Here is a 21,764-nt window from a genome sequence, read left to right on the forward strand (position 1 = left end):
CCATGCCACTTGAACCCAAGCCCGCCGACCTGCCCAGAATCCCCGGTGCGCTTCGGCTGTACCAGGTCTCGTCGATCATCACCGGTGTTCTGCTGCTACTGCTCTGCGCCGAGGTGATCGCCAAGTACCTCTTCGGCACCGAGCTTGAAGCCGGCGGCCCGAACGGTTTCCTGGCCCTGGTGCCGGATGGCACCGTAACGGCCGTCAATCTGAGCACCGGACTGCTGATGGTGCACGGCTGGTTCTACGTTCTGTATCTGTTCGCCGATTTCCGCATCTGGAGCATCATGCGCTGGCCTTTCCCCACCTTCCTACTCATCGCACTCGGAGGCATCATCCCATTCCTGTCCTTCTTCCTCGAGGCTAAGGTCGGCCAGCGGGTCAAGGCATATCTCGCCGCGCACCCCGTCGCCGCCGTCGAAAGCGGGGTCCGCGCATGAGCGCCGTGAACCCGATGGACGTCGTGGGCGCCGACGGCGCCGAGGGCGCTGAGGGCCTGGAGAACCTGATCGGAACCGAGGAAGGCGCCGCTTCAGTTGCCACCTCCGGCATCAGCCGCCCGGTGCTCGTGGTGGACTTCGGCGCGCAGTACGCGCAGTTGATCGCCCGGCGCGTGCGCGAGGCATCCGTGTACTCGGAGATCGTGGCGCACTCGATCACCGCCGCGGAGGTCGCCGAGAAGAACCCCATCGGCATCGTGCTCTCCGGCGGACCGTCCAGCGTCTACGCCGAGGGTGCCCCCACCTTCGACCCGGCGATCTTCGACCTCGGCATCCCGGTGCTGGGCATCTGCTACGGCTTCCAGGTGATGGCCACCGCCCTCGGCGGCGAGGTCTCGCACACCGGCCAGCGCGAATACGGTTCCACCCCGGTGGTCGTCTCCGACAGCACCAACGCGCTGCTCGCCGACCAGCCCGCCGAGCAGACCGTGTGGATGAGCCACGGCGACTCGGTGTCCAAGGCCCCCGACGGCTTCACGGTGCTCGCCTCCACGGTGTCGACCCCTGTGGCCGCGTTCGCCAATGACGAACGCCAGCTCTACGGCGTGCAGTGGCACCCCGAGGTCAAGCACTCCGCGCACGGCCAGCACGTGCTGGAGAACTTCCTGCACCGCGCCGCCGGCATCCCCGCCGACTGGAACAGCGGCAACGTCATCGCGGAGCAGGTCGCGCTGATTCAGGCTCAGGTGGGCACGGGCAAGGTCATCTGCGGTCTCTCCGGCGGGGTCGATTCCGCCGTCGCCGCCGCCCTGGTGCACAAGGCCATCGGCGACCAGCTGGTTTGTGTGTTCGTGGACCACGGCCTGCTGCGCGAGGATGAGCGCCGCCAGGTCGAAGAAGACTACGTCAAGGCCACCGGCATCCGCCTGGTCACGGTGGATGTGCGCGAGCAGTTCATCAACGCGCTGGCCGGCGTCAGCGACCCGGAGACCAAGCGCAAGATCATCGGCCGCGAGTTCATCCGCACCTTCGAGCAGGCTCAGGCCGAGCTCATCAAGGAGGCCGCGGAGATCGACGGCGACCCGATCCGCTTCCTCGTGCAGGGCACCCTGTACCCCGACGTCGTCGAGTCCGGCGGCGGCAGCGGCACCGCCAACATCAAGAGTCACCACAACGTGGGCGGCCTGCCAGAGGACCTGCAGTTCGAGCTGGTCGAGCCGCTGCGCGCCCTGTTCAAGGACGAGGTGCGGGCCATCGGCGCCGAGCTGGGCCTCCCCGCCGAGATCGTGCAACGCCAGCCGTTCCCCGGACCCGGCCTGGGCATCCGCATCGTCGGCGAGGTGACCCAGGAGCGTCTGGACCTGCTGCGCCAGGCGGATGCGATCGTGCGCGCCGAACTGACCGCCGCGGGCCTTGACCGGGAGATCTGGCAGTGCCCCGTGGTGCTGCTGGCCGACGTGCGCTCGGTGGGCGTGCAGGGCGACGGCCGCACCTACGGTCACCCGATCGTGCTGCGCCCGGTGTCCTCCGAGGACGCCATGACGGCCGACTGGACCCGCCTGCCGTACGACCTGCTCGCGAAGATCTCCAACCGCATCACCAACGAGGTCGACGGGGTCAACCGCGTGGTTCTCGACGTCACGTCGAAGCCGCCGGGGACCATCGAATGGGAGTAGGCGTTCCGCCGCTCCCGTAGTTGTGCCGGAAGCACCCTCGCCTTGCGCGAGGGTGCTTCCGTCGTTAGGGGGCCACGGGCGCGGTATGCGGGTCAGGCGCCGCTCTGCGGGTGGCGCGCCACCCGCATAACGGCGCCTAGCCCGCTTAGCCCAAACTGGGCGCTGGCGCCTGCGAGACGACGAAAGGGCCGGCCCGAGGTGGGCCGGCCCTTTCGGGGTGTGCGGGGGAGCGCTACTCGCGGGCGATCATGAAGATGCGCAGCAGCTCGATGTAGAGCCAGACGACCGTGACCATGATGCCGAACGCGCCACTCCAGCCGTACTTGCGGGGAGCGCGGTTATTGACGCCCTTCTGGATGAAGTCGAAGTCGAGCACGAGGGAGTACGCCGCCATCAGCACGGCCAGCACCCCGATGAGCAGGCCCAGCTTGATCTCGAAACCGGCGATCGCGATGGTGCCGCTGCGCATGCCGAACGCACCGTCGACGGCGCCGAACATCATCATGCCGAAGTTGACCAGGGAGAAGACCGCGTAGCCGACCATCGCGATGAGGAACACCTTGGTGGCCCGCTTCGAGGCGCGGATCTTGCCGCTGGAGAACAGCGCCAGGGTGACACCGACGACCACGAGGGTGGCGATGACGGCCTGCACGACGACCCCGGGGGCGATCTGCTCGAAGATGCGGGAGATGCCACCGACGAACAGTCCCTCAAGCGCTGCGTAGGCGAGGATCAGGGGCGGCGACGGCTCTTTCTTGAAGGCGTTGACCAGGCCGAGCACGAGCCCGCCGATCGCACCGAGGATGACCAGGAACGGCATCACCGGGGTGAGCACCCACGCTGTCGCCGCGGCGGCCAGCAGGATCGCGAAGGCCAGGACGGTCTTCCCGATGGTGTCCTCGTAGGTCATCCGGTCGGTGTCCTGCGAACCGGCGGAGGGCGAGTTGTAGAGCGCCTGCAGGTCGTTGTCGGAGAGCACCTTGGACGTAGCAACGGCGCCGGGAGCGCCGAACGCGGCGTTTCTAAATGCGGGGTTGGAGGTAGCCATGGTTTCCTGCCTAACAATCAGCTGGTGAGGGGTGCGCGCCGGTGTCCGACGCGCGAGTCTGTGCCACAAATCTACCGGATCAACCCGTAGTTTGCTGAGAGTCTACTCAGCCTTGACCGGGTCGGGAACGGTGGCTGCGGCGGGCCCGGCGGCCATCTCGCGTTGACGCCAGAGCGCCAGCGCCCAGCCCAACCAGGCGCACGCCACACTGGCCAGAGAACCGCTCAGCAGCCCAATCCAGTGCTGGCTGTACTCGTTCAGGGCGCCCTTGAGCACGAAGCTCAGGACGATCACCGGGATCAGGGCCAGATAGCTGCGCCCCGGCCGGTGCCGGGTGAACAGCCATCCGGCCAGCAACACCGCGAATGCTCCCGCGAAATCCGGGCCGGCGATGAGCACGAGCGCGGCCAGCAGGCACGGCAGGATCACGACCAGCCGGCGCCAGAGGGCACCGGGCAGGATCAGCCAGCCGAGCAGCTGCGCGCAGGGCCCGACCACCACGAACCACAGGCTGTAGGTGCTGACCATGTTGGTCAGGGCCGCGCCGAGCAGGATCATCAGGAGGCCCACCGCATACCGCCATCGGGGGTCGCCCCAGCGAACGCGGGGTGTCGGGTCGATCCAGGTGGTCACAACACAAGATTCTGGCAGGCCGCGGCTAACCTTGGGACATGCCACCCCTCGTGATCGCTCACCGCGGTGCCAGCGGCTACCGCCCGGAGCACACCGAAGCCGCCTACAGGCTCGCGTTCGCCCTGGGCGCCGACGCCGTCGAGCCCGACATCGTCGCCACCAAGGACGGCGTGCTGGTGGTGCGGCACGAGAACGAGATCTCCGGCACGACGGATGTGGCCTCCCACCCCGAATTCGCCGGCCGCCGCACGGAGAAGGTGATCGACGGTGTCGCCATGACCGGCTGGTTCACCGAGGACTTCACCTGGGCGGAGCTGCGCACCCTGCGCGCCCGCGAGCGGCTGCCCGCCCTGCGCGGCCTGAGCGCCAGCTTCGACGGACTCTTCCCGATCCTGCGGCTGCGCGATGTGTTCCGTCTGGTTGATCGGGTGGAGGCGCCGTTGGATCGGGAGCTCGGCGTTGTCGCCGAGATCAAGCACGCCAGCTACTTCGAGTCCATCGGGCTGCCGCTGGACGAACTGTTCGCCGCCGAGGTCAACGAAGCCGGCTGGAACACCGGGGAGGGCCGGGTCACCATCGAGAGCTTCGAACGCACGGTGCTGGCCCAGGTGCAGGCGCGCGGCGTCTTCGGCCGTCGGGTGTTCCTGCTCGAGGCCAGCGGAGCACCCGCCGATCTCGTTGCCAGGTTCGGCGACCGGGCCACCACCTACGCGGATTACCTCACCGACCTGGCGCTGTACCAGCTCGGCCACCAGCTCGACGGCATCAGCGTGCCCAAATCCCTCATCCTGCACACCGGCCCTGACGGCAACATCGACGGCGCCTCAGACCTGGTGGACGCCGCCCACGCCGCCGGCCTGGCGATCTACACCTGGACGCTGCGACCGGAGAACCGGTTCCTGGCCCCCAGCTTCAGGGTCGGCACCCGCAAGGCCGACTTCGGCAACTGGCAGGCCGAGTTCCGCACCATCATGGACACCGGCATCGACGGGGTCTTCGCCGACCAGCCCGACCTGGCGGTACACGTGCGCGACGGGCTGTCCGCCGGGCTGCCGCATCCGCTCTCACCCGCCTGACCCCTACCCGCCGCGGGGCGGATGTCGGCGGCTGCGCCTAGAATTGGCTGGCCATGACTTTGTCTCCAGACCTGCCCAACGCCCCCGCGACCAGGGCGTCCGCGACCCCGATCATCCTCGACGGACGAGCGGGCCCCGACGCCGGTTCCGAGCAGCAGAGCCCGCTCTTCGACGGCCTCAACCCGCAGCAGCTCGAGGCCGTCAAGTACCGCGGCCCGGCCCTGCTGATCGTCGCCGGCGCCGGCTCGGGCAAGACCAGCGTGCTCACCCGCCGGGTCGCCGGCCTGATCGAGACCCGCGAGGCGTGGCCCAGCCAGATCCTGGCGATCACGTTCACCAACAAGGCCGCCGCCGAGATGCGCGAACGAGTGAAGGCCCTGCTCGGTCAGGCATCCGACGGCATGTGGATCAGCACCTTCCACTCCTCGTGCGTGCGCATCCTGCGCCGCGAGGCCGAGAGCGCGGGACTGTCGGCGAACTTCAGCATCTACGACTCGGCCGACTCCAAGGTCACCATCAAACGCATCATCAAACAGCTCGACGCCGATACCCTCGGCTTCACACCCGGCAACGTGGCGTCCAAGATCTCCAAGCTCAAGAACGAGCTGGCGGATGTCGATTCCTACGCCCGCAACGCGAACATGAGCGACCCGCAGGAGGTCATGTTCGTCGAGATCTTCCGCCAGTACACGCGGCGGCTGCGCGCGGCCAGCGCCCTCGACTTCGACGACCTGATCGGCGAGACCGTGTTCCTGTTCCGGGCCTTCCCCAAGGTCGCGGCACTGTACCGGCGCCGGTTCCGGCACATCCTGGTCGACGAATACCAGGACACCAACCACGCCCAGTACGCGCTGGTGCGTGAGCTCACCCGCCCTGTCGACGCCGAACTGGCCGACGACATGGAGGATGCGGGCCTGCACGTCAAGAACCTGCAGGATGCCTCCGGCCAGATCCCCGGTGCGTCGCTGACCGTCGTCGGCGACTCCGACCAGTCCATCTACGCGTTCCGCGGCGCCTCCAGCCGCAACATCACCGAGTTCGAACGGGACTTCCCCGGCACCAAGGTGATCCTGCTCGAGCAGAACTACCGCTCCACCCAGAACATCCTCTCGGCCGCGAACGCCGTGATCGGCAACAACTTCGACCGCCGCGAGAAGCGGCTCTGGAGCGCCGGCGGCGACGGCGAGAAGATCGTGGGCTACACCGCGTACAACGGGCACGACGAGGCCCAATTCGTGGCCGACGAGATCGAGGTGCTGCACCGCGCTGGTATGGCCTACCGCGACATGGCGGTGTTCTACCGCACCAACGCGCAGACCCGTGCGCTGGAAGAAATCCTGGTACGCGCCGCGGTGCCGTACCGCGTCGTCGGCGGCACCAAGTTCTACGAACGCGCCGAGATCAAGGATGCGCTGGCCTACCTCGTCGCCGTCGCCAACCCGCTGGACGAACTGGCGCTCCGCCGCATCCTGAACACCCCCAAGCGCGGCATCGGCCCGGCCACCGAAACCCAGCTGGCCAGCTTCGCCGAGACCAACGGCATCTCCTTCCGCCAGGCCATGCGCGACTCCGGCGGGCTGGGCCTGGGGCCCAAGGTGACCGGCGCGATTCTGCAGCTGGCAACCCTGCTCGATTCGGCCGCCCTCATGATGGACCCGGAGAACCCGGCCGGAGCCGCCAACGTCAGCGACCTGCTCACCTTCCTGCTCGACGGCAGCGGTCTGCTCGCGGTGCTGCGCGCCAGCCGCGACGCGCAGGACGAGGTGCGGGCGGAGAACATCGAGGAGCTCGTCGCCCAGACCAAGGACTTCAACCGGGAGAACCCCGACGCCGGCCTGGTCGACTTCCTCACCCAGGTGTCCCTCGTCGCGGCCGCCGACGACCTCGACGACGCCTCCGGCACCGTGTCGCTGATGACGCTGCACACCGCCAAGGGCCTCGAATACGAGGCCGTGTTCCTCACCGGCGTCGAGGAGGGGCTGCTGCCGCACCAGATGTCGGCCGGTGAACCCGGCGGGCCCGCCGAGGAACGGCGTCTCTTCTACGTGGGCATCACCCGGGCCCGGCAGCGGCTCTACCTGTCGCTGGCGATGACCCGCGCCCAGTTCGGCGAGGTCAACGTGGCCATGCCCAGCCGCTACCTGCAGGAGATCCCGGCCACGCTGATCGACTGGAAACAGTCGCCCGGCATGGCCAATTCCCGCGGCGGCACCCAGCCACGGGCGCTCAACGCGCGCCGCGACGGCGGCGGCTTCGGCAGCCGCAGCGGCACCCCGGGCCAGCTGCCGCCGGCACCCAAGCCGAAGACCGAGTGGGCCAACCGGGTCACCGCGCAGGTGCGCGACAACGGTGACCTCAGCCTGAACGCGGGAGACCGCATCCGTCACGTCGACTTCGGTGACGGCAAGGTCAACCAGGTCACCGGCGAAGGCACCAAACGCATCGCGCACGTGCAGTTCGACACCAGCGGGGCGAAGAAGCTCTTGATCAAGATCGCCCCGATCGAGAAGATCGAGTGACGGCGCCACACCACGACGATTCAGCGGATGCCCGCTCCCGGCCCGAGACACTGAGGCAGTGGGCGCGGTCCCTGCGCGCCCTCGACCTGGAGGTCGCCACCCGGGCGACGCTGGCTATGGTGATTCCGCTCATCGTGCTGGTGCTTGCCGGGCGCATCGACTGGGCCGTGTACGCCTCGTTCGGCGGCATGACGGCCCTGTTCGGACGCAGCGAACCGTACCGGCTGCGGGCCAGGTCGGTGAGCGTGGCGGCCGTGGGGATGGTCTGCAGCATCGGTTTCGGGTTGCTGTTGGCGGCGCTCGGGGCGCCGCTCGGCCTGCTGACGCTGGGCCTGATCGTGGTGTTGGTTCTCGGAGTGCTGCTGGTCAACACGATGGGACTGTTCCCCGGCACGCCGCTGTTCTTCGTGTTCGCCTACACGGTGTGCGCCCAGGTGCCCACCGAGCCCGACCAGGTGCTGACCCGGCTGCTCGTGGGCGTGGCCGGTGCCGCCTTCGCTTGGCTGGTGACGATGTCGGGCGCTCTGCTGCGCAGGGCCGCGCCGGAGCGGTCGGCCCCGCTGTTCAAGCAGCTGCCGAGGCAGCCCCGCCTCAACCCGACCGCGTACCGTGACGGCCGGGTCTGGCTGTCGATCGGGCAGATGGTGGTGGGCAGCCTGGTCGCCGGCGGCCTGGCCATTCTCGTGGGCATCGGTCATCCGTACTGGGCGGTGGTGAGCGTGGTGGCAGTCTTGCCGCCGCCCGGCGCCAGGCACTCCACCTCCCGCGCGTTCCACCGTATTTTCGGCACCGCGCTCGGGGTCCTGGTGACGGGGTTGGTGCTGTTGCCGGGCCCGCCCGTCTGGGTGTTGATCCTGGTGATCGCGATCGGCCAGTTCGGCGCCGAGATCCTGGTGGGCAAACACTACGGTGCCGCGCTGCTGTTCATCACACCGCTGGCGCTGACGGTGTCGCACCTGGGCAGCCCGGTGCCGGTGTCGGACCTTCTGGTCGACAGGGTCGTGGAAACGGTTCTGGGCGGCGCCGTCGCCCTGGTGATCGTGGTCGCCACCCGCGCGGGCCTGGCCCGGCGCGCCGGCACCCCACTCTGACCCGTGCCGTGTGGGCCACCGACGCCTTGTCGCCGACCACCGACGACGGTACGGTGTCCTGCACCGGGACCCGCGCACTGCAGCCGTCCCGGTCACCCGATACCCGCACCGTTCAGCGTCGGCTCGCGTCCGAAGGAGGTTCGATCATGACCCAGGAATCCGACGGCCTGTGGCCGCACGACCCCGAGGCGCTCGACGATAACCGCGTCGTCGACGACCTTGAGATCCCCGCGGACGAAGAGCTGCTTCCCAACGCCGAGGACATCGCGCCGACCGACGTGGAGACCACCGACGAGTGGGGCGACGACGCCGACAACCGGCTCGTCGACCTCGGCGACGACACTGACGATGACGAGTCCGTCGACCGCTGACCCTGGTGGGACGGATCGGCAGCGTCGCGCCTGGGCGACTGCTCGTGCGGGGCCTCGTGCGGCTGACGGCCGTTGATCAGGACATCCGTCTAAAAAAAGGGATGCTGCGTCCGATCCCGTCCTGGTAAAGTCACCTTTTCCTTACCTCAAGCCGGGTGACCGCCGGGGGCACCCAGGCGCCGTCGAGCACCTCGCGGCGAGGGCCGTACAGGCGCATCGTCACCCCGAGCGGCCCCAGCGGCGCCGGCAGCCAGTTGGCGATCAAGTCATCCGCCGGTCGCTCGTGCTGCAGGATCAGGTCGAGGGACCCGTCGGCGTTGTAGTGCAGCGCATCCCTGTCGCCGATCGCGTACCTGTCGATCGGGTTGGCGGCCGGGAAACCGTCCGCGTCGTACATGGTCAGGGACCAGAACGCGTCGACGGGCGGCAGCTCGTGCCTCTCGAAATGCAGCCGATAGCGGTTCCCGCCGTCGAGGGGCCGGCCGTCGGCATCCGTCATGAGGATCGGGTAGACCGCGTCCTCCGGCGGGTTCGCGCCGAGGCCCACCAGCGCGACCACGGCGCGCTTGAGGTAGTCGTTGCCGTAGTTGCCCATGGTCTCCACGTTGAGCAACCAGCCGTTCACGCGCCGGCCCAGCAGCGGCAGGGTGGCCAGCATGGTCGCCCTGGCCTCGGCCACCCCGTCCTCCAACAACGCGGTGTCCGCCGCATCCAGCCGCGCGCTGTCGAAGGACAGACCCGGCACGATGCCGAGGTGCCGGATCCGGGCCAGGACCGAGAAGTCGGTCCCGTGCACCGGCACGGTCCGCAACGCCGAGGCGGCGCGGCGGAAGAACTCCACGCCGCTCAGCTGGGCCACCGTGCGCAACGGCGGAGTGGTTGAGTCCACCGTCGGGTCGAGCGGAAACTCCACGTATTCCGGCGGCAGGGTGAGCGACAGCTGGTCTTGCAGCGCCCGCACCACCGGGTAGTCGTCGACACCGTTGGTCTGGAACCGGCCCACGACCCAGACGCGCGGGGTGGGCGCCTGGATGAGCGCGTGGCCGTCCGGCGGCTCGCCCGACCAGCCGGGCGGCACCACGAGGATGTCCAGCGCCGCGGTCCCCGTGGTGCGCTTGCCCGGGTTGGCGAAGACCTCGGTCCACATGTCGATCAGGGGCAACAGGTAGTAGCGGTCGGCTGTGTCGGGCAGGTGGATCACGACAGGGCCCGCGCCGAGCTCGAGCCAGGCGATCGAATACAGGGTGTCGAAGTTGGGCCGCACGACGTCGCGGAACTCGGCCGCCGGGAAGCTGCGGGTATGCACGAAGGTGTTCTCGGGACCCCGGCCGAAGATCCGTCCCGGCGCCGTGTTGATGCTCTGCTGCCGGGTGACCTCCATCAACACCAGCGGGTACAGGTAGAGGTAGGCCTCCTCGGCCAGGGTCTTCGGGTCGATCGACAGGGTGCTCATGAGTGATCCTCCTGCGGGGTCGGGCCACCCGGGGATGCCAGGGCGAGCGAACCGTTCGCAGATATTGTGGCCCAGCCCGGCGGCCGGGCACAGGGCATCGGCGGGGTCGGGGCGCGCGAGCGGGCCGGGTATCGCAGGCACGTCACCGGGTTTCGACACGCTCAACCCGCGAGGGCAGGCTCAACCGGCGACGCGGGAGCCCTCTACGGATGCGCCGCGGCGGCGCTGGCGTTGCACCAGCAGCGCGATGGCGCGCCAACCGAGCAGGAACACCCCGAGGACGAGGAAGGTCACAATCACAAAGCTGAGCTGCACGCCCTGACCGCTGACGACTCGTAGCAGCATCGCCACGACTACGGTGATCAGCCACACGCCCACCCCGGTCCAGACGATCCGCAGCGGTGTGCGCCGGGCCGTCAGAACCAGCCAGGCAACGACCAGACCGGCCAGGAACGGCCACAAGGTGCCCAGCACGCCCCAGAGGCCCTCACCGTGGCTGGCCCGACCGATCACCACGAAGAGCAGCAGCATGGCCGCATCCAGACCTGCCGCAAGCGAAACGAGGGCGAGGCTGGCATTGCGATACGGCATGGGCCCAGAATACCGGCGCTCGGCCAGCGGGCACGGCCGCTCATCTGAGAAGGTAGAGTTTGAGATGGTCAGTATCTCTCGACGTCGAGCTAGTTTCGCGCCGGGAGCCAGACCACACCTACCCCATGCACGGAACGCTATGACGCGGATTGGAAGAGCAGCGTGGATCTTTACGAATACCAGGCCAGAGACCTGTTTGAGCAGTATGGAGTCCCGGTTCTGCCGGGCATCATCGCAGACACGCCCGAGGAGGTGCGCGCCGCAGCCGAGAAGCTCGGCGGTGTCGTCGTCGTCAAGGCGCAGGTCAAGGTCGGCGGCCGCGGCAAGGCCGGCGGCGTGAAGGTCGCCAAGACCCCGGATGAAGCCGAAGCCGCCGGGCGCGCCATTCTGGGCCTGGACATCAAGGGGCACACCGTGCACCGGGTGATGGTCGCCGGGGGAGCCCGCATCAAGCAGGAGTTCTACTTCTCCGTGCTGCTGGACCGTTCCAACCGCTCCTACCTCTCGCTCGCCAGCTACGAGGGCGGCGTGGAGATCGAGGTCCTCGCGGTGGAGAAGCCCGAGGCTCTCGCCTACGTGGCCATCGACCCCACCGCCGGCATCGACCTGGCCAAGGCCAAGGAGATCGCCGTCCAGGCGAAGTTCCCGGCCGAGCTGGTTGACAAGGTCGCCCCGGTCTTCGTGCAGCTGTATAGCGTGTTCGCCGGCGAAGACGCCACCCTCGTCGAGGTCAACCCGCTGGTGCTCACCGAAGAGGGCGACATCATCGCCCTGGACGGCAAGGTCACCATCGACGAGAACGCCGGCTTCCGCCACCCGGGCCACGCCGCGCTCGAGGACAAGGCCGCCGCCGACCCGCTCGAGGCCAAGGCCAAGCAGAACGACCTCAACTACGTGAAGCTCGACGGCGAGGTCGGCATCATCGGCAACGGCGCCGGGCTGGTCATGTCCACCCTCGACGTGGTCGCCTACGCCGGCGAGGAGCACGGCGGCGTCAAGCCGGCCAACTTCCTCGACATCGGCGGCGGAGCATCCGCTGCCGTCATGGCCGCCGGCCTCGACGTGATTCTCGGTGACCCGCAGGTCAAGAGCGTCTTCGTCAACGTCTTCGGCGGCATCACCGCCTGCGACGCCGTGGCCCACGGCATCGTCGGCGCGCTCGCCACCCTCGGCGACGCCGCGAACAAGCCCCTCGTGGTGCGCCTCGACGGCAACAACGTCGAAGAAGGCCGCCGCATCCTCAACGAGGCCAACCACCCGCTGGTCACCCTGGCCGCCACCATGGACGAGGGCGCCGCCAAGGCCGCCGAACTCGCCAACGCCGCGAAGTAAGGGAACAGAATGTCAATCTTCCTCAACAAGGACTCCAAGGTCATCGTTCAGGGCATCACCGGCGGCGAGGGCACCAAGCACACCGCCCTGATGCTCAAGGCCGGTACCCAGATCGTCGGCGGCGTCAACGCCCGCAAGGCCGGCACCACCGTCACCCACGGCGACGTCGAACTGCCCGTCTTCGGCACGGTTGCCGAAGCCATGGAGAAGACCGGCGCGGATGTCTCCATCGCGTTCGTGCCGCCGGCCTTCACCAAGGACGCTGTTCTCGAAGCGATCGACGCCGAAATCGGCCTGCTCGTGATCATCACCGAGGGCGTGCCCGTGCAGGACTCCGCCGAGTTCTGGGCCTACGCCCAGGAGAAGGGCAACAAGACCCGCATCATCGGGCCGAACTGCCCCGGCATCATCACGCCCGGTGAGGCGCTCGTGGGCATCACGCCGGCGAACATCACCGGCAAGGGACCGGTCGGCCTGGTCTCCAAGTCGGGCACCCTGACCTACCAGATGATGTACGAGCTGCGCGACCTGGGCTTCTCCACCGCCATCGGCATCGGCGGCGACCCGATCATCGGCACCACCCACATCGACGCGCTCGCCGCGTTCGAGGCCGACCCGGAGACCCTCGCGATCGTCATGATCGGCGAGATCGGCGGCGACGCCGAGGAGAAGGCCGCCGAGTACATCAAGGCACACGTCACCAAGCCTGTCGTGGGCTATGTGGCCGGCTTCACCGCACCGGAGGGCAAGACCATGGGCCACGCCGGCGCCATCGTCTCCGACGGGGCAGGAACCGCGCAGGGAAAGAAGGAGGCCCTCGAGGCTGCCGGGGTCAAGGTCGGCAAGACGCCGAGCGAGACCGCGACCCTGCTGCGCGAGGTCCTCGCCGCGCTGTAGACCGCACCGAACGACGAAGGGCCCGCCGATCCGGCGGGCCCTTTGTCGCGCGCGGGGCGGCGAGTACTATGCACGCACGCGTGTACCCGCACAAGCGGATGCCGCGGCCTTCGATCGGAGGACCATGTCCCGCAACGACGCCACGGCCCCGGTCCGGCCCGAGCCCGCCCCCGCCTCGGGCAAGGGCCTGGCCGCCGGAACGCTGGGCCTATTCGGCTCCACGGTCATCGGGCTCGCTTCCACGGCCCCGGTGTACTCCCTGGCCGCCACGCTGGGTTTTGTGGTGCTCGCCGTGGGTGCGCAGGCCCCCGTGGTGTTCGTCATCGCGTTCATCCCGATGCTGCTGGTGGCGTTCGCCTACCGGGAGCTGAACCGGGACATCCCCGACTGCGGCACGACGTTCACCTGGGCGACCAAGGCGTTCGGCCCGTGGGTGGGCTGGATGGGCGGCTGGGGCGTGGCGGTGGCCGGCATCGTGGTGCTCGGCAACCTCGCCCAGATCGGCGGAATCTACTTCTGGCTGCTGGTGGCGCCGGACCTGGCCGAGAACGCGCTTCTCGTGACCCTCACCGGGGTGGTATTCATCGCTCTGATGGTGTGGGTGAGCTACCGGGGCATCGAGATCGGCGAAAAGCTGCAGAACGTGCTGCTGGGCTTCCAGTACCTGGCGCTGATCCTCTTCACGGTGTTCACCCTGTGGGCAGTGTTCGACGGCACCGCCCCGGCCGGCTCGACCACCCCGCAGGCGGAGTGGTTCAACCCGTTCGCCCTCACCTCGTTCTCCGGCCTTGTCGAGGGCGTGCTGCTGGCCCTGTTCATCTACTGGGGCTGGGACACCTGCCTGTCGCTGAACGAGGAGACCAAGGATCCCAAACGGATCCCGGGCCAGGCGGCGGTGCTGACCACGATCATCCTGCTGGTCACCTACGTGGGCGTCGCCGTCGCGGCCATGGCCTACGCCGGCCTCGGCACCGAGGGATTCGGCCTCGGCAACGAGGGCAACGCCGATGACGTCTTCTTTGCGCTCAAGGACGCCGTGTTCGGGCCGTGGGCCTGGCTGCTCGTGGCCGCCGTGATGATCTCGGCGATCTCGTCGACCCAGACCACCATCCTGCCCACCGCCCGGGGAACCCTCGCGATGGCCGTCTACAAGGCCCTGCCGAGCCGGTTCGCCCAGGTACACCCGCGCTTCCACACCCCGTCCTTCTCCACCCTGATCATGGGCATCGTCGCGGTGGCCTTCTACGTGGGAATGACCCTGGTCAGCTCCAACATCCTCAACGACACCATCCTCTCCCTGGGCCTGGCGATCGCGTTCTACTACGCCATCACCGGCTACGCCTGCGTCTGGTACTTCCGGCACGACCTGTTCACCAGCTGGCGCAACGCCTGGATGCGCTTCGTCTTCCCGCTGCTCGGGTCGCTGCTGCTCACCGCGGCGTTCGGGTTCTCGGTGTGGGACATGCTCGATCCCGACTACGGCTACACGGTGCTGTTCGGCGTCGGCGGTGTCTTCGTGGTCGGCGTCGGGTCGCTGTTGTTCGGGGTGCTGCTGATGATCGTCTGGTCGTTCTTCGCCGGCGCCAAGCCGTTCTTCCGCGGCGAGTCGCTCAACCGGGACACCGCGGTGCTGGTGCCCGACGAGGATCTGCCGGTGATCCGGTCGGTGGACGGCGGGATCTAAGGCGGATTCGCCGGGGATTCGGCCCGAGCCCGGCGGGGTACGACGAACCCGAAGCCGGGCCAGGATAAGCTCCCTCTCGGATATGAACCGTATAACGACTGCACTGCTCGCCGCGCTCGAGGCGCTCATTGTCGTCGCCATCGGAGTGGGCATCGCCCTGGTGCCGCTCACGATCCTGTGGGGCACCCACTACGGTCTGGGCATCGACTGGTTCGTCTTCTGGCGTGCCGCCGTGGACGTCTGGCTGCTCGGCAACGGCGTCGACCTCGCGGTGCAGCTGCCTGTCGACGTCTCGGCCTCGCTGGGCCTGGCCGGCGCAGAACTGCCGTTCACCCTGAGCATCGCGCTGCTCGGTTTCGCCCTGCTCTCGGTGCTGTTGGGTGTGCGCACCGGCCGCCGCGCCGCCGGCACCGAGTACAGCCTCACCGCGGCAGGTGTGGCCGTGCTCAGTTATGGGATGCTCGCCGCGCTGCTCACCTTCTCCGCCGGAACCGCCGTCGTCACACCGGCGCCGGTGCAGGGCATCCTGCTGCCCACCCTGGTCTTCGCCACCGGTGTGCTGATCGGCCTGGCCGGTGCGAACCGCACGGCCGGGACGGTGCTGCCGGACCGGGTGAGACGACCGGTCGCCAACCAGCTGGCCCGGATCCCCGCCGAACTGCGCAGCCAGCTCGGCACCGCGCTCCGCGGTGGCACCGCCGTCGCCGCCGGCATCATGGTCGTCTCCGCCGTGGCCGTGTGCGTGTCGGTGCTGGCCAATTTCGCCACCGTGATCGGGCTCTACGAGACTCTGCAGGCCGGGGTGATGGGCGGCATCGCCCTCACGATCGGGCAGCTCGCTTTCATCCCGAACGTCGTCGTCTGGGCGGCCAGCTGGTTCGTCGGCCCCGGGATCGCCCTCGGCACCGGCAACAGCGTCTCCCCGCTCGGCACGACGCTCGGCTCCGTGCCCGGCCTGCCGCTGTTCGGCGCGCTGCCGAACGGCACCCTGGAGTTCGGTTTCCTGGGCCTGCTCGTTCCGGTGCTGATCGGCTTCGTGGTGGCGGTGCTCGTGCGGCAAAGCGTCGACAAGCGCGCCAACGCCCTGCACGGCACGGCGCGGATGCTCGGCACCGGTGCCCTGATGGGCGTTGTCGCCGGCATCCTGCTTGGCCTGCTCGCCTGGTGGTCGACCGGGGCGATGGGACCGGGGCGGCTCGCCGAAGTCGGTCCCAACCCGCTGCTCGTCGGGGCGTTGACCGCCCTGGAGGTGGGCATCGCCGCCGCACTCGGTATGCTCGTCGGTGGCCGACGGGCCCGGAGCACGGACTCCGGTGCCGAGGAACTCTCAACGAAACGGTAGGCTCGGATGGTGCTGTCACTGGTCGTATTGATCTCCGGCGGAGGCTCGAACCTGCGCGCGCTTCTCGAGGCGTCCGCCGATGCGGAGTTCCCCGCCCGGGTGATCGCCATCGGTGCAGACCGCGACGCCGAGGGGCTCGCTCTCGGCGAGGAATTCGGCATCCCGACCTTCACGGTGCCGTTCGCCTCCTACGCCGACCGTGACGCGTGGGGCGACGCGCTGCTCGAGCAGATCCAGCACTGGGAGCCCGACCTCACCGTGCTCAGCGGCTTCATGAGGCTGCTGCCGCCGCGGGTCGTCGGCGCACTGTCGCCGCACCTGATCAACACCCATCCCGCCTACCTGCCCGAGTTCCCCGGCGCCCACGGGGTGCGCGACGCGCTCGCCGCCGGGGCGACCCAGACGGGCGCCAGCATCATTGTTGTCGACAACGGCGTGGACGACGGACCGATCGTGAGCCAGGAACGGGTGCCGGTGTTGACCGACGACACCCAGGACTCGCTGCACGACCGCATCAAACTCGTCGAACGCCGCCTGCTCGTGCAGGCCGTGCTCGACATCGCCAACGGACACGTCGATCTCAAGGAGCATTCCCCCATATGAGCGGTCACACCAACGCCCGGAGCCTCTACCGCGACCGGGACGTCATTCCCGTGCAGCGCGCGCTGATCTCGGTTTCAGACAAGACCGGCCTGGTCGAACTGGCCAACGCCCTGGCCGCCGCCGGGGTCGAGATGGTCTCCACCGGTTCCACCGCCGCCACCATCCGTGACGCCGGCCACGACGTGACGGATGTCGCCGCCGTCACCGGGTTCCCGGAGTCGCTCGACGGCCGGGTGAAGACCCTGCACCCGAGCGTGCACGCCGGCATCCTCGCCGACCTGCGCCTCGAGGCGCACGAGAACCAGCTCGCCGACCTGTCGATCGCCCCGTTCCAGCTCGTGGTGGTGAACCTGTACCCGTTCGTCGAAACCGTAGAGTCGGGTGCGGAACCCGCCGACGTGATCGAGCAGATCGACATCGGCGGCCCGGCGCTGGTGCGTGCCTCCGCCAAGAACCACCCCAACGTGGCCATCGTCGTGGACCCGGAGAACTACCCGGAGATCATCACGGCCGTCGGCGCCGGCGGCAGCACCCTTCGGCTGCGGCAGAAGCTGGCCTCGCTCGCGTTCGAACACACCGCCAACTACGACCTGAGTGTGTCGGCCTGGTTCACCGAGAACGTCTACGACCAGTGGCAGGACGACGCGGAGTCGCTCGGCGAGGATATCCTCGAGGCGTTCGACTCCATCGTCGGCGCCGACAGCGATGACCCCACCGACCTGCTGTTCCCGGAGACCCTCGCGATCGAAGCCAGCCGCGGGGCCGTGCTGCGATACGGCGAGAACTCGCACCAGGCCGCAGCTCTCTACCTCGGCGAGGGCGGCCAGGGCATCGCCCAGGCCGTGCAGCTGCACGGCAAGGAGATGTCCTACAACAACTACGTCGACGCGGATGCCGCCGTGCGCGCCGCGTTCGACTTCAGCGAACCGGCCGTGGCGATCATCAAGCACGCCAACCCGTGCGGCATCGCCGTGGCGAACCCCAAGGCCCCCGACGCCATCGCGTCTGCGCACCACCGTGCGCATGACTGCGACCCGGTCTCCGCGTTCGGCGGGGTCATCGCGGCCAACCGCGTCGTCACGCTGGGTATGGCCGAGACGGTCAGCCAGATTTTCACCGAGGTGCTCGTTGCGCCCGGCTTCGAGCCGGCCGCGTTCGAGCTGCTCAGCGCGAAAAAGAACATCCGTCTGCTCGAGCTGCCGGCCGACTACCGTCGTTCGTCGCTGGAGCTGCGCCAGATCTCCGGCGGCCTGCTCGTGCAGGAGACCGACACCTTCGACACCCTGGACACCTCCGAGTGGCGCCTGGTGTCGGGCCCCGAGGTCGACGACGCCACGCGCGCCGACCTCGAGTTCGCCTGGAAGGCCTGCCGTGCGGTGAAGTCCAACGCGATCCTGCTCGCGCACGCCGGCGCATCCGTGGGTGTGGGCATGGGCCAGGTCAACCGGGTCGATTCGTGCCACCTGGCCGTAAGTCGGGCGGGGGAGCGGGCCGAAGGCGCCGTGGCCGCGTCCGACGCGTTCTTCCCGTTCGCCGACGGTCTCGAGGTGCTGCTGGAGGCCGGCGTGACCGCGGTCGTGCAGCCCGGCGGTTCGGTGCGCGACGAGGAGGTCATCGCCGCGGCGACGGCCGCCGGTGTGTCGATGTACTTCACCGGGGAGCGCCACTTCTTCCACTGACCGTGAGGCAGTGACCTGACGCCGGGCGCGGCATCCGTATCTCTCGGATGTCGCCCCGGCGTTCGTCGTTGTGTGGCTCTTCTCAGTCTGGGCTGACATGATGGGAGGTCCACGTGACACCGCCGTTGCAGTCCTCCTCAGACCTGACACGGAAAGGTCCCTTGTGATCGAAGTTTTCGGGCTGTCCCTGCCCGCTTTCCCGGTTGCCGTTGTCGCGGCGATCGTTCTCGCCCTCGCGATCACCGCGATCGCCGCCTTCTCCTTCCGCATGGTCGGCAAGCGCAGGTCCTGGGCGCGGGTGCTCGTGAAGCTGATCCGGGTGCCGTTCCGCATGACCGTGCTGATCGGCGCGCTGTGGCTGGCTGTCGCCGGCTACCTCGATGTGCCCGAAGCTTGGGAGGCCACGGTGGGCTTCGTCTTCCGGGCCCTGTTCATCGGCAGCGCCACCTGGCTGCTGTGCGCGCTGCTGTATTACGCCGAGGAAATCACCGCCAACAAGTACCGCATCGACGTGCGCGACAACCGGGTGGCCCGCCGGGTACGCACCCAGCTGCGGATGCTGCGCCGCATCGGCGTTGTGATCATCATCATCTGCGCCATCGGCACGGTGTTGCTGAGCATTCCCGGCGCCGCGACCGTGGGTGCGAGCCTGTTCGCCTCCGCCGGCCTGCTCAGTGTCGTGGCAGGCCTGGCCGCCCAGTCCACCCTGGCGAACATCTTCGCCGGTATGCAGCTGGCGTTCAACAACGCGCTGCGGGTCGACGACGTCGTGATCGTCGAGGGCGAGTGGGGCAAGATCGAGGAGATCACCCTCACTTACATCGTCGTGCACATCTGGGACGACCGGCGGATGGTGCTGCCGTCCACCTACTTCACCACCACCCCGTTCCAGAACTGGACCCGGCACAACAGCGAACTGCTGGGCCAGATTGACTTCGACCTGGACTGGCGTGTCAACCCCGCCGCGATGCGCGACGAGCTCAACCGGGTCGTCGCCCAGACCGACCTGTGGGACGGCCGGGCTGTCGTTCTTCAGGTGACGGATGCCGTGGGCGGCTTCGTGCGCGTGCGGGTGCTCGTGACGGCGCAGGACGCACCCACCCTGTTCGACCTGCGCTGCTTCGTGCGGGAGAACCTGATCGACTGGGTCAACGCCGAGAACCCCGATGCCCTGCCGCTGAACCGTGTCGAGGTGCGCCAGCAGCCGGAGACCCCGCCGGTGCGCCCGTCGAGCCACTCGCGCAAGCCCGCGCGCCCGGTGATCGAGGCGCCGGGACTGTTCTCCGGCGACGAGGGTGGCAAGGAACGCGCCCAGCACTTCACCGAGTCCATCACCGTGCAGGACTGGGAAGACGCCCCCGAGACCCTGCCCGCGCCGCGCTAGTCTGGCGCCCTCCGTCGGGCCGCCGATGTGCCGCATCCTGCCTCGTCGCGCCGCGTTTAGGCGAGGTTTGCGGCAACTGACAGAGGTGGCGTTCGCCGACTTGCGGCATCCGGCCCCTTCGCGCCGCACGAAAGGGCACTTTGCGGCAACTCGGGAGCGGCCGCGTCGGCGTTGCGGGGCGGCGCCGAGGCCGGGCAAGGGTGCGGGTCAGGCGAGCGCGCCCATCACGACGGTCTCGAAGATCGGCCGGGGATCGGTGCTGTCGTGCCGGGCGATGCGGTGCAGGAGGAGGCCCTCGAAACAGGCGGCAATGGCCTCCGTCGCGGCCTGCGGATCACGGGCGCCCAGCTCGGCGAGAGCGGACACGATGCCCTCGCCCAGGGCCGCCCGGCCCCGGGACAGCGCCTCTCGAAGCTCGGCGTTGTGGTTGGCTTCCATGAACAGCACGAGCCTCGCCGTGGTCAGGTCCCTGTTCTCGTGGGTCGTCACCTCGAGCAGGGTGCACATCGCGTCGATGAGCTCGGCCGGTGAACGCGGCGAGAACGCCACTCGCACTGGACGAAGCTCCTGCTCCACGATCCACTCGGAAACGCCGATCAGCAGGGCGGCCCGCGTGCGGAAGTAGTTAGAGGTGGACCCCTTCGGCAGGTCGGCGCGTTCGTCGATACGAACGTGGGTGAGCGCACGCAACCCGCCCGTCGCGAGGAGGTCGATCGCGGCTTCCAGGACGCGCACTCGAATCGGGGTCATCCTTTCACTATAGACATAGTGGACGAGGCACTATGTCCGTAGTATGATGGCGGCATGAGTGCGATGAAGCCCTCGGGCAAATTCAGTCATGGAACAAGCCGCCTCGATGGCACGGGCTCGTGGCCGGAGTTGGCCGGGGTCCGACATCGGTTCCTCGATCTTCCGGGGCTGCGGATGCACGTGGCCGAGGCCGGTAGCGGCCCGCCGCTCGTGCTGCTGCACGGGTTCCCGCAGCACTGGTGGGCCTGGCGCAAGGTCATCCCGGCCCTCGCCGCGAACTACCGGGTGATCTGCCCGGACCTTCGCGGTGCCGGCTGGACCGAGGCCCCGCCCGACGGATACACGAGCGAGCAGCTGGTAGCGGATGTCGTTGCGCTGCTCGACGCGTTGCACCTGGACAAGGTGAATATTCTCGGCTACGACTGGGGCGGCATCGTCGGGTTTCGGGTGTGCCTGGCTCATCCCGAGAGAGTCGAGAGATTCGTCGCACTTGCCACCCCGCACCCGTACCCCGAATTCCACCCCCGGGCGCTGTTGTACGTCTGGCGGATCTGGTCGATGTTCGCCATCGCAATACCGGGTCTGGGACCCTGGCTCCTCCGCACCGGACGACAACGGCTGCCGCGCCGGCTGATGACCGGTGACACGAGCGACCCGTCGGTCTTCGCACCCGAAGACATCGACGCCTTTGTGTCCCGGCTAAAGGACCCGGCGCGAGCGGATGCCGGATCGGCACTGTACCGGCACTTCATTCTGAGCGAGGCCAAACGCAGCAGCACCGGCGCCTACCGCGGCACACGTCTGACCACTCCGACTCTGTCGCTCTACGGGACCGTCCTCTACGGCAACAACGACCCGACCCGGGAGCACCCGGAGATCCTCGGCGGCTACGAAGGGGACGCCGACGACTTCACGCTCGAGCACGTTCCGGGCACCGGCTACTACATCGCCGAGGAACAACCCGAGGTCGTCGTCGCGCGTACCCTCGAGTTCCTGTCCGCCCAATAGCTTCGCTCGCCGACTTGCCGCATCCTCCCCTTTCGCGGCGTGTGAGAGGGCACTTTGCGGCAACTGACGGATGCTTCGCTCGCCGACTTGCCGCATCCGGCCCTTTCGCGGTGGGTGAGAGGGCACTTTGCGGCAACTGACGGATGCTGCGCTTGCCGCGTTGTCCGCACGGGGAACAATTCGTCTG

The 21,764-nt window shown here is 68.5% G+C and carries 19 protein-coding genes; 14 read left to right on the plus strand and 5 right to left on the minus strand.

All coding sequences use genetic code 11. The features are described from left to right. Nucleotides 1-2: 2 nt before the first annotated feature. Nucleotides 3-440 carry a DUF3817 domain-containing protein gene (locus E3T22_RS04825; protein WP_103432178.1) on the plus strand — a complete coding sequence of 146 codons (438 nt, stop codon included), beginning with the start codon at nucleotides 3-5 and terminating at the stop codon, nucleotides 438-440. After that, nucleotides 437-2,116, plus strand: a complete 1,680-nt coding sequence (gene guaA, locus E3T22_RS04830; protein ID WP_255416755.1) for a glutamine-hydrolyzing GMP synthase — start codon at nucleotides 437-439, stop codon at nucleotides 2,114-2,116. Before E3T22_RS04825 ends, guaA begins: the two co-directional genes overlap by 4 nt. A gap of 232 nt (nucleotides 2,117-2,348) precedes the next feature. On the opposite strand, the gene E3T22_RS04835 is transcribed toward guaA, so the two are convergent. Next, nucleotides 2,349-3,164 (minus strand): Bax inhibitor-1/YccA family protein, encoded by an 816-nt coding sequence (locus tag E3T22_RS04835; protein ID WP_134479930.1) that lies wholly within the window; start codon nucleotides 3,162-3,164, stop codon nucleotides 2,349-2,351. A gap of 102 nt (nucleotides 3,165-3,266) precedes the next feature. After that, nucleotides 3,267-3,797, minus strand: a complete 531-nt coding sequence (locus E3T22_RS04840) for a hypothetical protein (RefSeq protein WP_134479928.1) — start codon at nucleotides 3,795-3,797, stop codon at nucleotides 3,267-3,269. Between the two features lie 38 nt (nucleotides 3,798-3,835). Between E3T22_RS04840 and E3T22_RS04845 the strand changes: the two genes are divergently transcribed. The 4 genes from E3T22_RS04845 (at nucleotide 3,836) to E3T22_RS04860 (ending at nucleotide 8,854) form a co-directional block, all read left to right on the plus strand. Then, a complete protein-coding gene (locus E3T22_RS04845; RefSeq protein WP_134479927.1) occupies nucleotides 3,836-4,873 on the plus strand; it encodes a glycerophosphodiester phosphodiesterase family protein in 1,038 nt (345 codons plus the stop codon). 53 nt (nucleotides 4,874-4,926) lie between these two features. After that, nucleotides 4,927-7,392 carry an ATP-dependent helicase gene (locus E3T22_RS04850; RefSeq protein ID WP_088457122.1) on the plus strand — a complete coding sequence of 822 codons (2,466 nt, stop codon included), beginning with the start codon at nucleotides 4,927-4,929 and terminating at the stop codon, nucleotides 7,390-7,392. Further along, nucleotides 7,389-8,483, plus strand: coding sequence for an FUSC family protein (locus tag E3T22_RS04855; RefSeq protein ID WP_241983597.1), 1,095 nt, complete (start codon nucleotides 7,389-7,391; stop codon nucleotides 8,481-8,483). Before E3T22_RS04850 ends, E3T22_RS04855 begins: the two co-directional genes overlap by 4 nt. Nucleotides 8,484-8,629: 146 nt before the next feature. Further along, nucleotides 8,630-8,854 carry a hypothetical protein gene (locus E3T22_RS04860; RefSeq protein WP_133159732.1) on the plus strand — a complete coding sequence of 75 codons (225 nt, stop codon included), beginning with the start codon at nucleotides 8,630-8,632 and terminating at the stop codon, nucleotides 8,852-8,854. 130 nt (nucleotides 8,855-8,984) lie between these two features. Here the strand turns inward: E3T22_RS04860 and E3T22_RS04865 are convergent, their stop codons facing one another. Continuing rightward, the gene (locus E3T22_RS04865) at nucleotides 8,985-10,307 is read right to left on the minus strand and encodes a DUF1254 domain-containing protein (RefSeq protein ID WP_134479925.1); all 1,323 of its coding nucleotides are present in this window, start codon (nucleotides 10,305-10,307) and stop codon (nucleotides 8,985-8,987) included. A 180-nt stretch (nucleotides 10,308-10,487) separates the two neighbouring features. Further along, on the minus strand, nucleotides 10,488-10,898 hold the full coding sequence (locus E3T22_RS04870; protein WP_103459186.1) for a DUF3054 domain-containing protein: 411 nt from the start codon (nucleotides 10,896-10,898) through the stop codon (nucleotides 10,488-10,490). Nucleotides 10,899-11,060: 162 nt separating this feature from the next. On the opposite strand from E3T22_RS04870, the gene sucC reads away from it, so the two are divergent. The 7 genes from sucC to E3T22_RS04905 all read left to right on the plus strand — a co-directional run bounded on the left by sucC (nucleotide 11,061) and on the right by E3T22_RS04905 (nucleotide 19,819). Beyond that, nucleotides 11,061-12,230: an ADP-forming succinate--CoA ligase subunit beta gene (gene sucC, locus E3T22_RS04875; RefSeq protein ID WP_103432187.1), complete on the plus strand. Its 1,170-nt coding sequence runs from the start codon at nucleotides 11,061-11,063 to the stop codon at nucleotides 12,228-12,230. Nucleotides 12,231-12,239: 9 nt separating this feature from the next. Further along, nucleotides 12,240-13,127, plus strand: a complete 888-nt coding sequence (gene sucD / locus E3T22_RS04880) for a succinate--CoA ligase subunit alpha (RefSeq protein WP_088457117.1) — start codon at nucleotides 12,240-12,242, stop codon at nucleotides 13,125-13,127. 124 nt (nucleotides 13,128-13,251) lie between these two features. Beyond that, nucleotides 13,252-14,811 (plus strand): APC family permease, encoded by a 1,560-nt coding sequence (locus E3T22_RS04885; protein ID WP_134479923.1) that lies wholly within the window; start codon nucleotides 13,252-13,254, stop codon nucleotides 14,809-14,811. An 82-nt stretch (nucleotides 14,812-14,893) separates the two neighbouring features. Further along, entirely contained in the window at nucleotides 14,894-16,153 is a 1,260-nt protein-coding gene (locus E3T22_RS04890; protein WP_134479921.1) for a DUF6350 family protein, read from the plus strand. A 9-nt stretch (nucleotides 16,154-16,162) separates the two neighbouring features. Then, the gene (gene purN, locus E3T22_RS04895) at nucleotides 16,163-16,756 is read left to right on the plus strand and encodes a phosphoribosylglycinamide formyltransferase (RefSeq protein ID WP_088458107.1); all 594 of its coding nucleotides are present in this window, start codon (nucleotides 16,163-16,165) and stop codon (nucleotides 16,754-16,756) included. After that, nucleotides 16,753-18,435, plus strand: coding sequence for a bifunctional phosphoribosylaminoimidazolecarboxamide formyltransferase/IMP cyclohydrolase (gene purH, locus E3T22_RS04900; RefSeq protein WP_134479919.1), 1,683 nt, complete (start codon nucleotides 16,753-16,755; stop codon nucleotides 18,433-18,435). Before purN ends, purH begins: the two co-directional genes overlap by 4 nt. A 163-nt stretch (nucleotides 18,436-18,598) precedes the next feature. After that, a complete protein-coding gene (locus E3T22_RS04905; RefSeq protein WP_241980198.1) occupies nucleotides 18,599-19,819 on the plus strand; it encodes a mechanosensitive ion channel family protein in 1,221 nt (406 codons plus the stop codon). A 207-nt stretch (nucleotides 19,820-20,026) separates the two neighbouring features. On the opposite strand, the gene E3T22_RS04910 is transcribed toward E3T22_RS04905, so the two are convergent. After that, on the minus strand, nucleotides 20,027-20,569 hold the full coding sequence (locus tag E3T22_RS04910) for a TetR/AcrR family transcriptional regulator (RefSeq protein WP_134479918.1): 543 nt from the start codon (nucleotides 20,567-20,569) through the stop codon (nucleotides 20,027-20,029). 180 nt (nucleotides 20,570-20,749) lie between these two features. On the opposite strand from E3T22_RS04910, the gene E3T22_RS04915 reads away from it, so the two are divergent. After that, entirely contained in the window at nucleotides 20,750-21,577 is an 828-nt protein-coding gene (locus tag E3T22_RS04915; protein WP_198415019.1) for an alpha/beta fold hydrolase, read from the plus strand. The last annotated feature ends 187 nt before the right edge of the window (nucleotides 21,578-21,764 follow it).

Origin of the sequence: Cryobacterium sp. TMB3-10, assembly GCF_004402305.1 — a bacterium.
In the GTDB taxonomy this organism is placed as follows: domain Bacteria; phylum Actinomycetota; class Actinomycetes; order Actinomycetales; family Microbacteriaceae; genus Cryobacterium; species Cryobacterium zongtaii.

Excerpts from the sequence above, each read along its gene's own strand:
- E3T22_RS04825 (WP_103432178.1), top strand. The coding sequence starts at position 3 with ATGCCACTTGAACCCAAGCCCGCCGACCTGCCCAGAATCCCCGGTGCG.
- guaA (WP_255416755.1), top strand. The coding sequence starts at position 437 with ATGAGCGCCGTGAACCCGATGGACGTCGTGGGCGCCGACGGCGCCGAG.
- E3T22_RS04835 (WP_134479930.1), bottom strand. The coding sequence starts at position 3,164 with ATGGCTACCTCCAACCCCGCATTTAGAAACGCCGCGTTCGGCGCTCCC.
- E3T22_RS04845 (WP_134479927.1), top strand. The coding sequence starts at position 3,836 with ATGCCACCCCTCGTGATCGCTCACCGCGGTGCCAGCGGCTACCGCCCG.
- E3T22_RS04850 (WP_088457122.1), top strand. The coding sequence starts at position 4,927 with ATGACTTTGTCTCCAGACCTGCCCAACGCCCCCGCGACCAGGGCGTCC.
- E3T22_RS04860 (WP_133159732.1), top strand. The coding sequence starts at position 8,630 with ATGACCCAGGAATCCGACGGCCTGTGGCCGCACGACCCCGAGGCGCTC.
- E3T22_RS04865 (WP_134479925.1), bottom strand. The coding sequence starts at position 10,307 with ATGAGCACCCTGTCGATCGACCCGAAGACCCTGGCCGAGGAGGCCTAC.
- E3T22_RS04870 (WP_103459186.1), bottom strand. The coding sequence starts at position 10,898 with ATGCCGTATCGCAATGCCAGCCTCGCCCTCGTTTCGCTTGCGGCAGGT.
- sucD (WP_088457117.1), top strand. The coding sequence starts at position 12,240 with ATGTCAATCTTCCTCAACAAGGACTCCAAGGTCATCGTTCAGGGCATC.
- E3T22_RS04885 (WP_134479923.1), top strand. The coding sequence starts at position 13,252 with ATGTCCCGCAACGACGCCACGGCCCCGGTCCGGCCCGAGCCCGCCCCC.
- E3T22_RS04890 (WP_134479921.1), top strand. The coding sequence starts at position 14,894 with ATGAACCGTATAACGACTGCACTGCTCGCCGCGCTCGAGGCGCTCATT.
- purH (WP_134479919.1), top strand. The coding sequence starts at position 16,753 with ATGAGCGGTCACACCAACGCCCGGAGCCTCTACCGCGACCGGGACGTC.
- E3T22_RS04910 (WP_134479918.1), bottom strand. The coding sequence starts at position 20,569 with ATGACCCCGATTCGAGTGCGCGTCCTGGAAGCCGCGATCGACCTCCTC.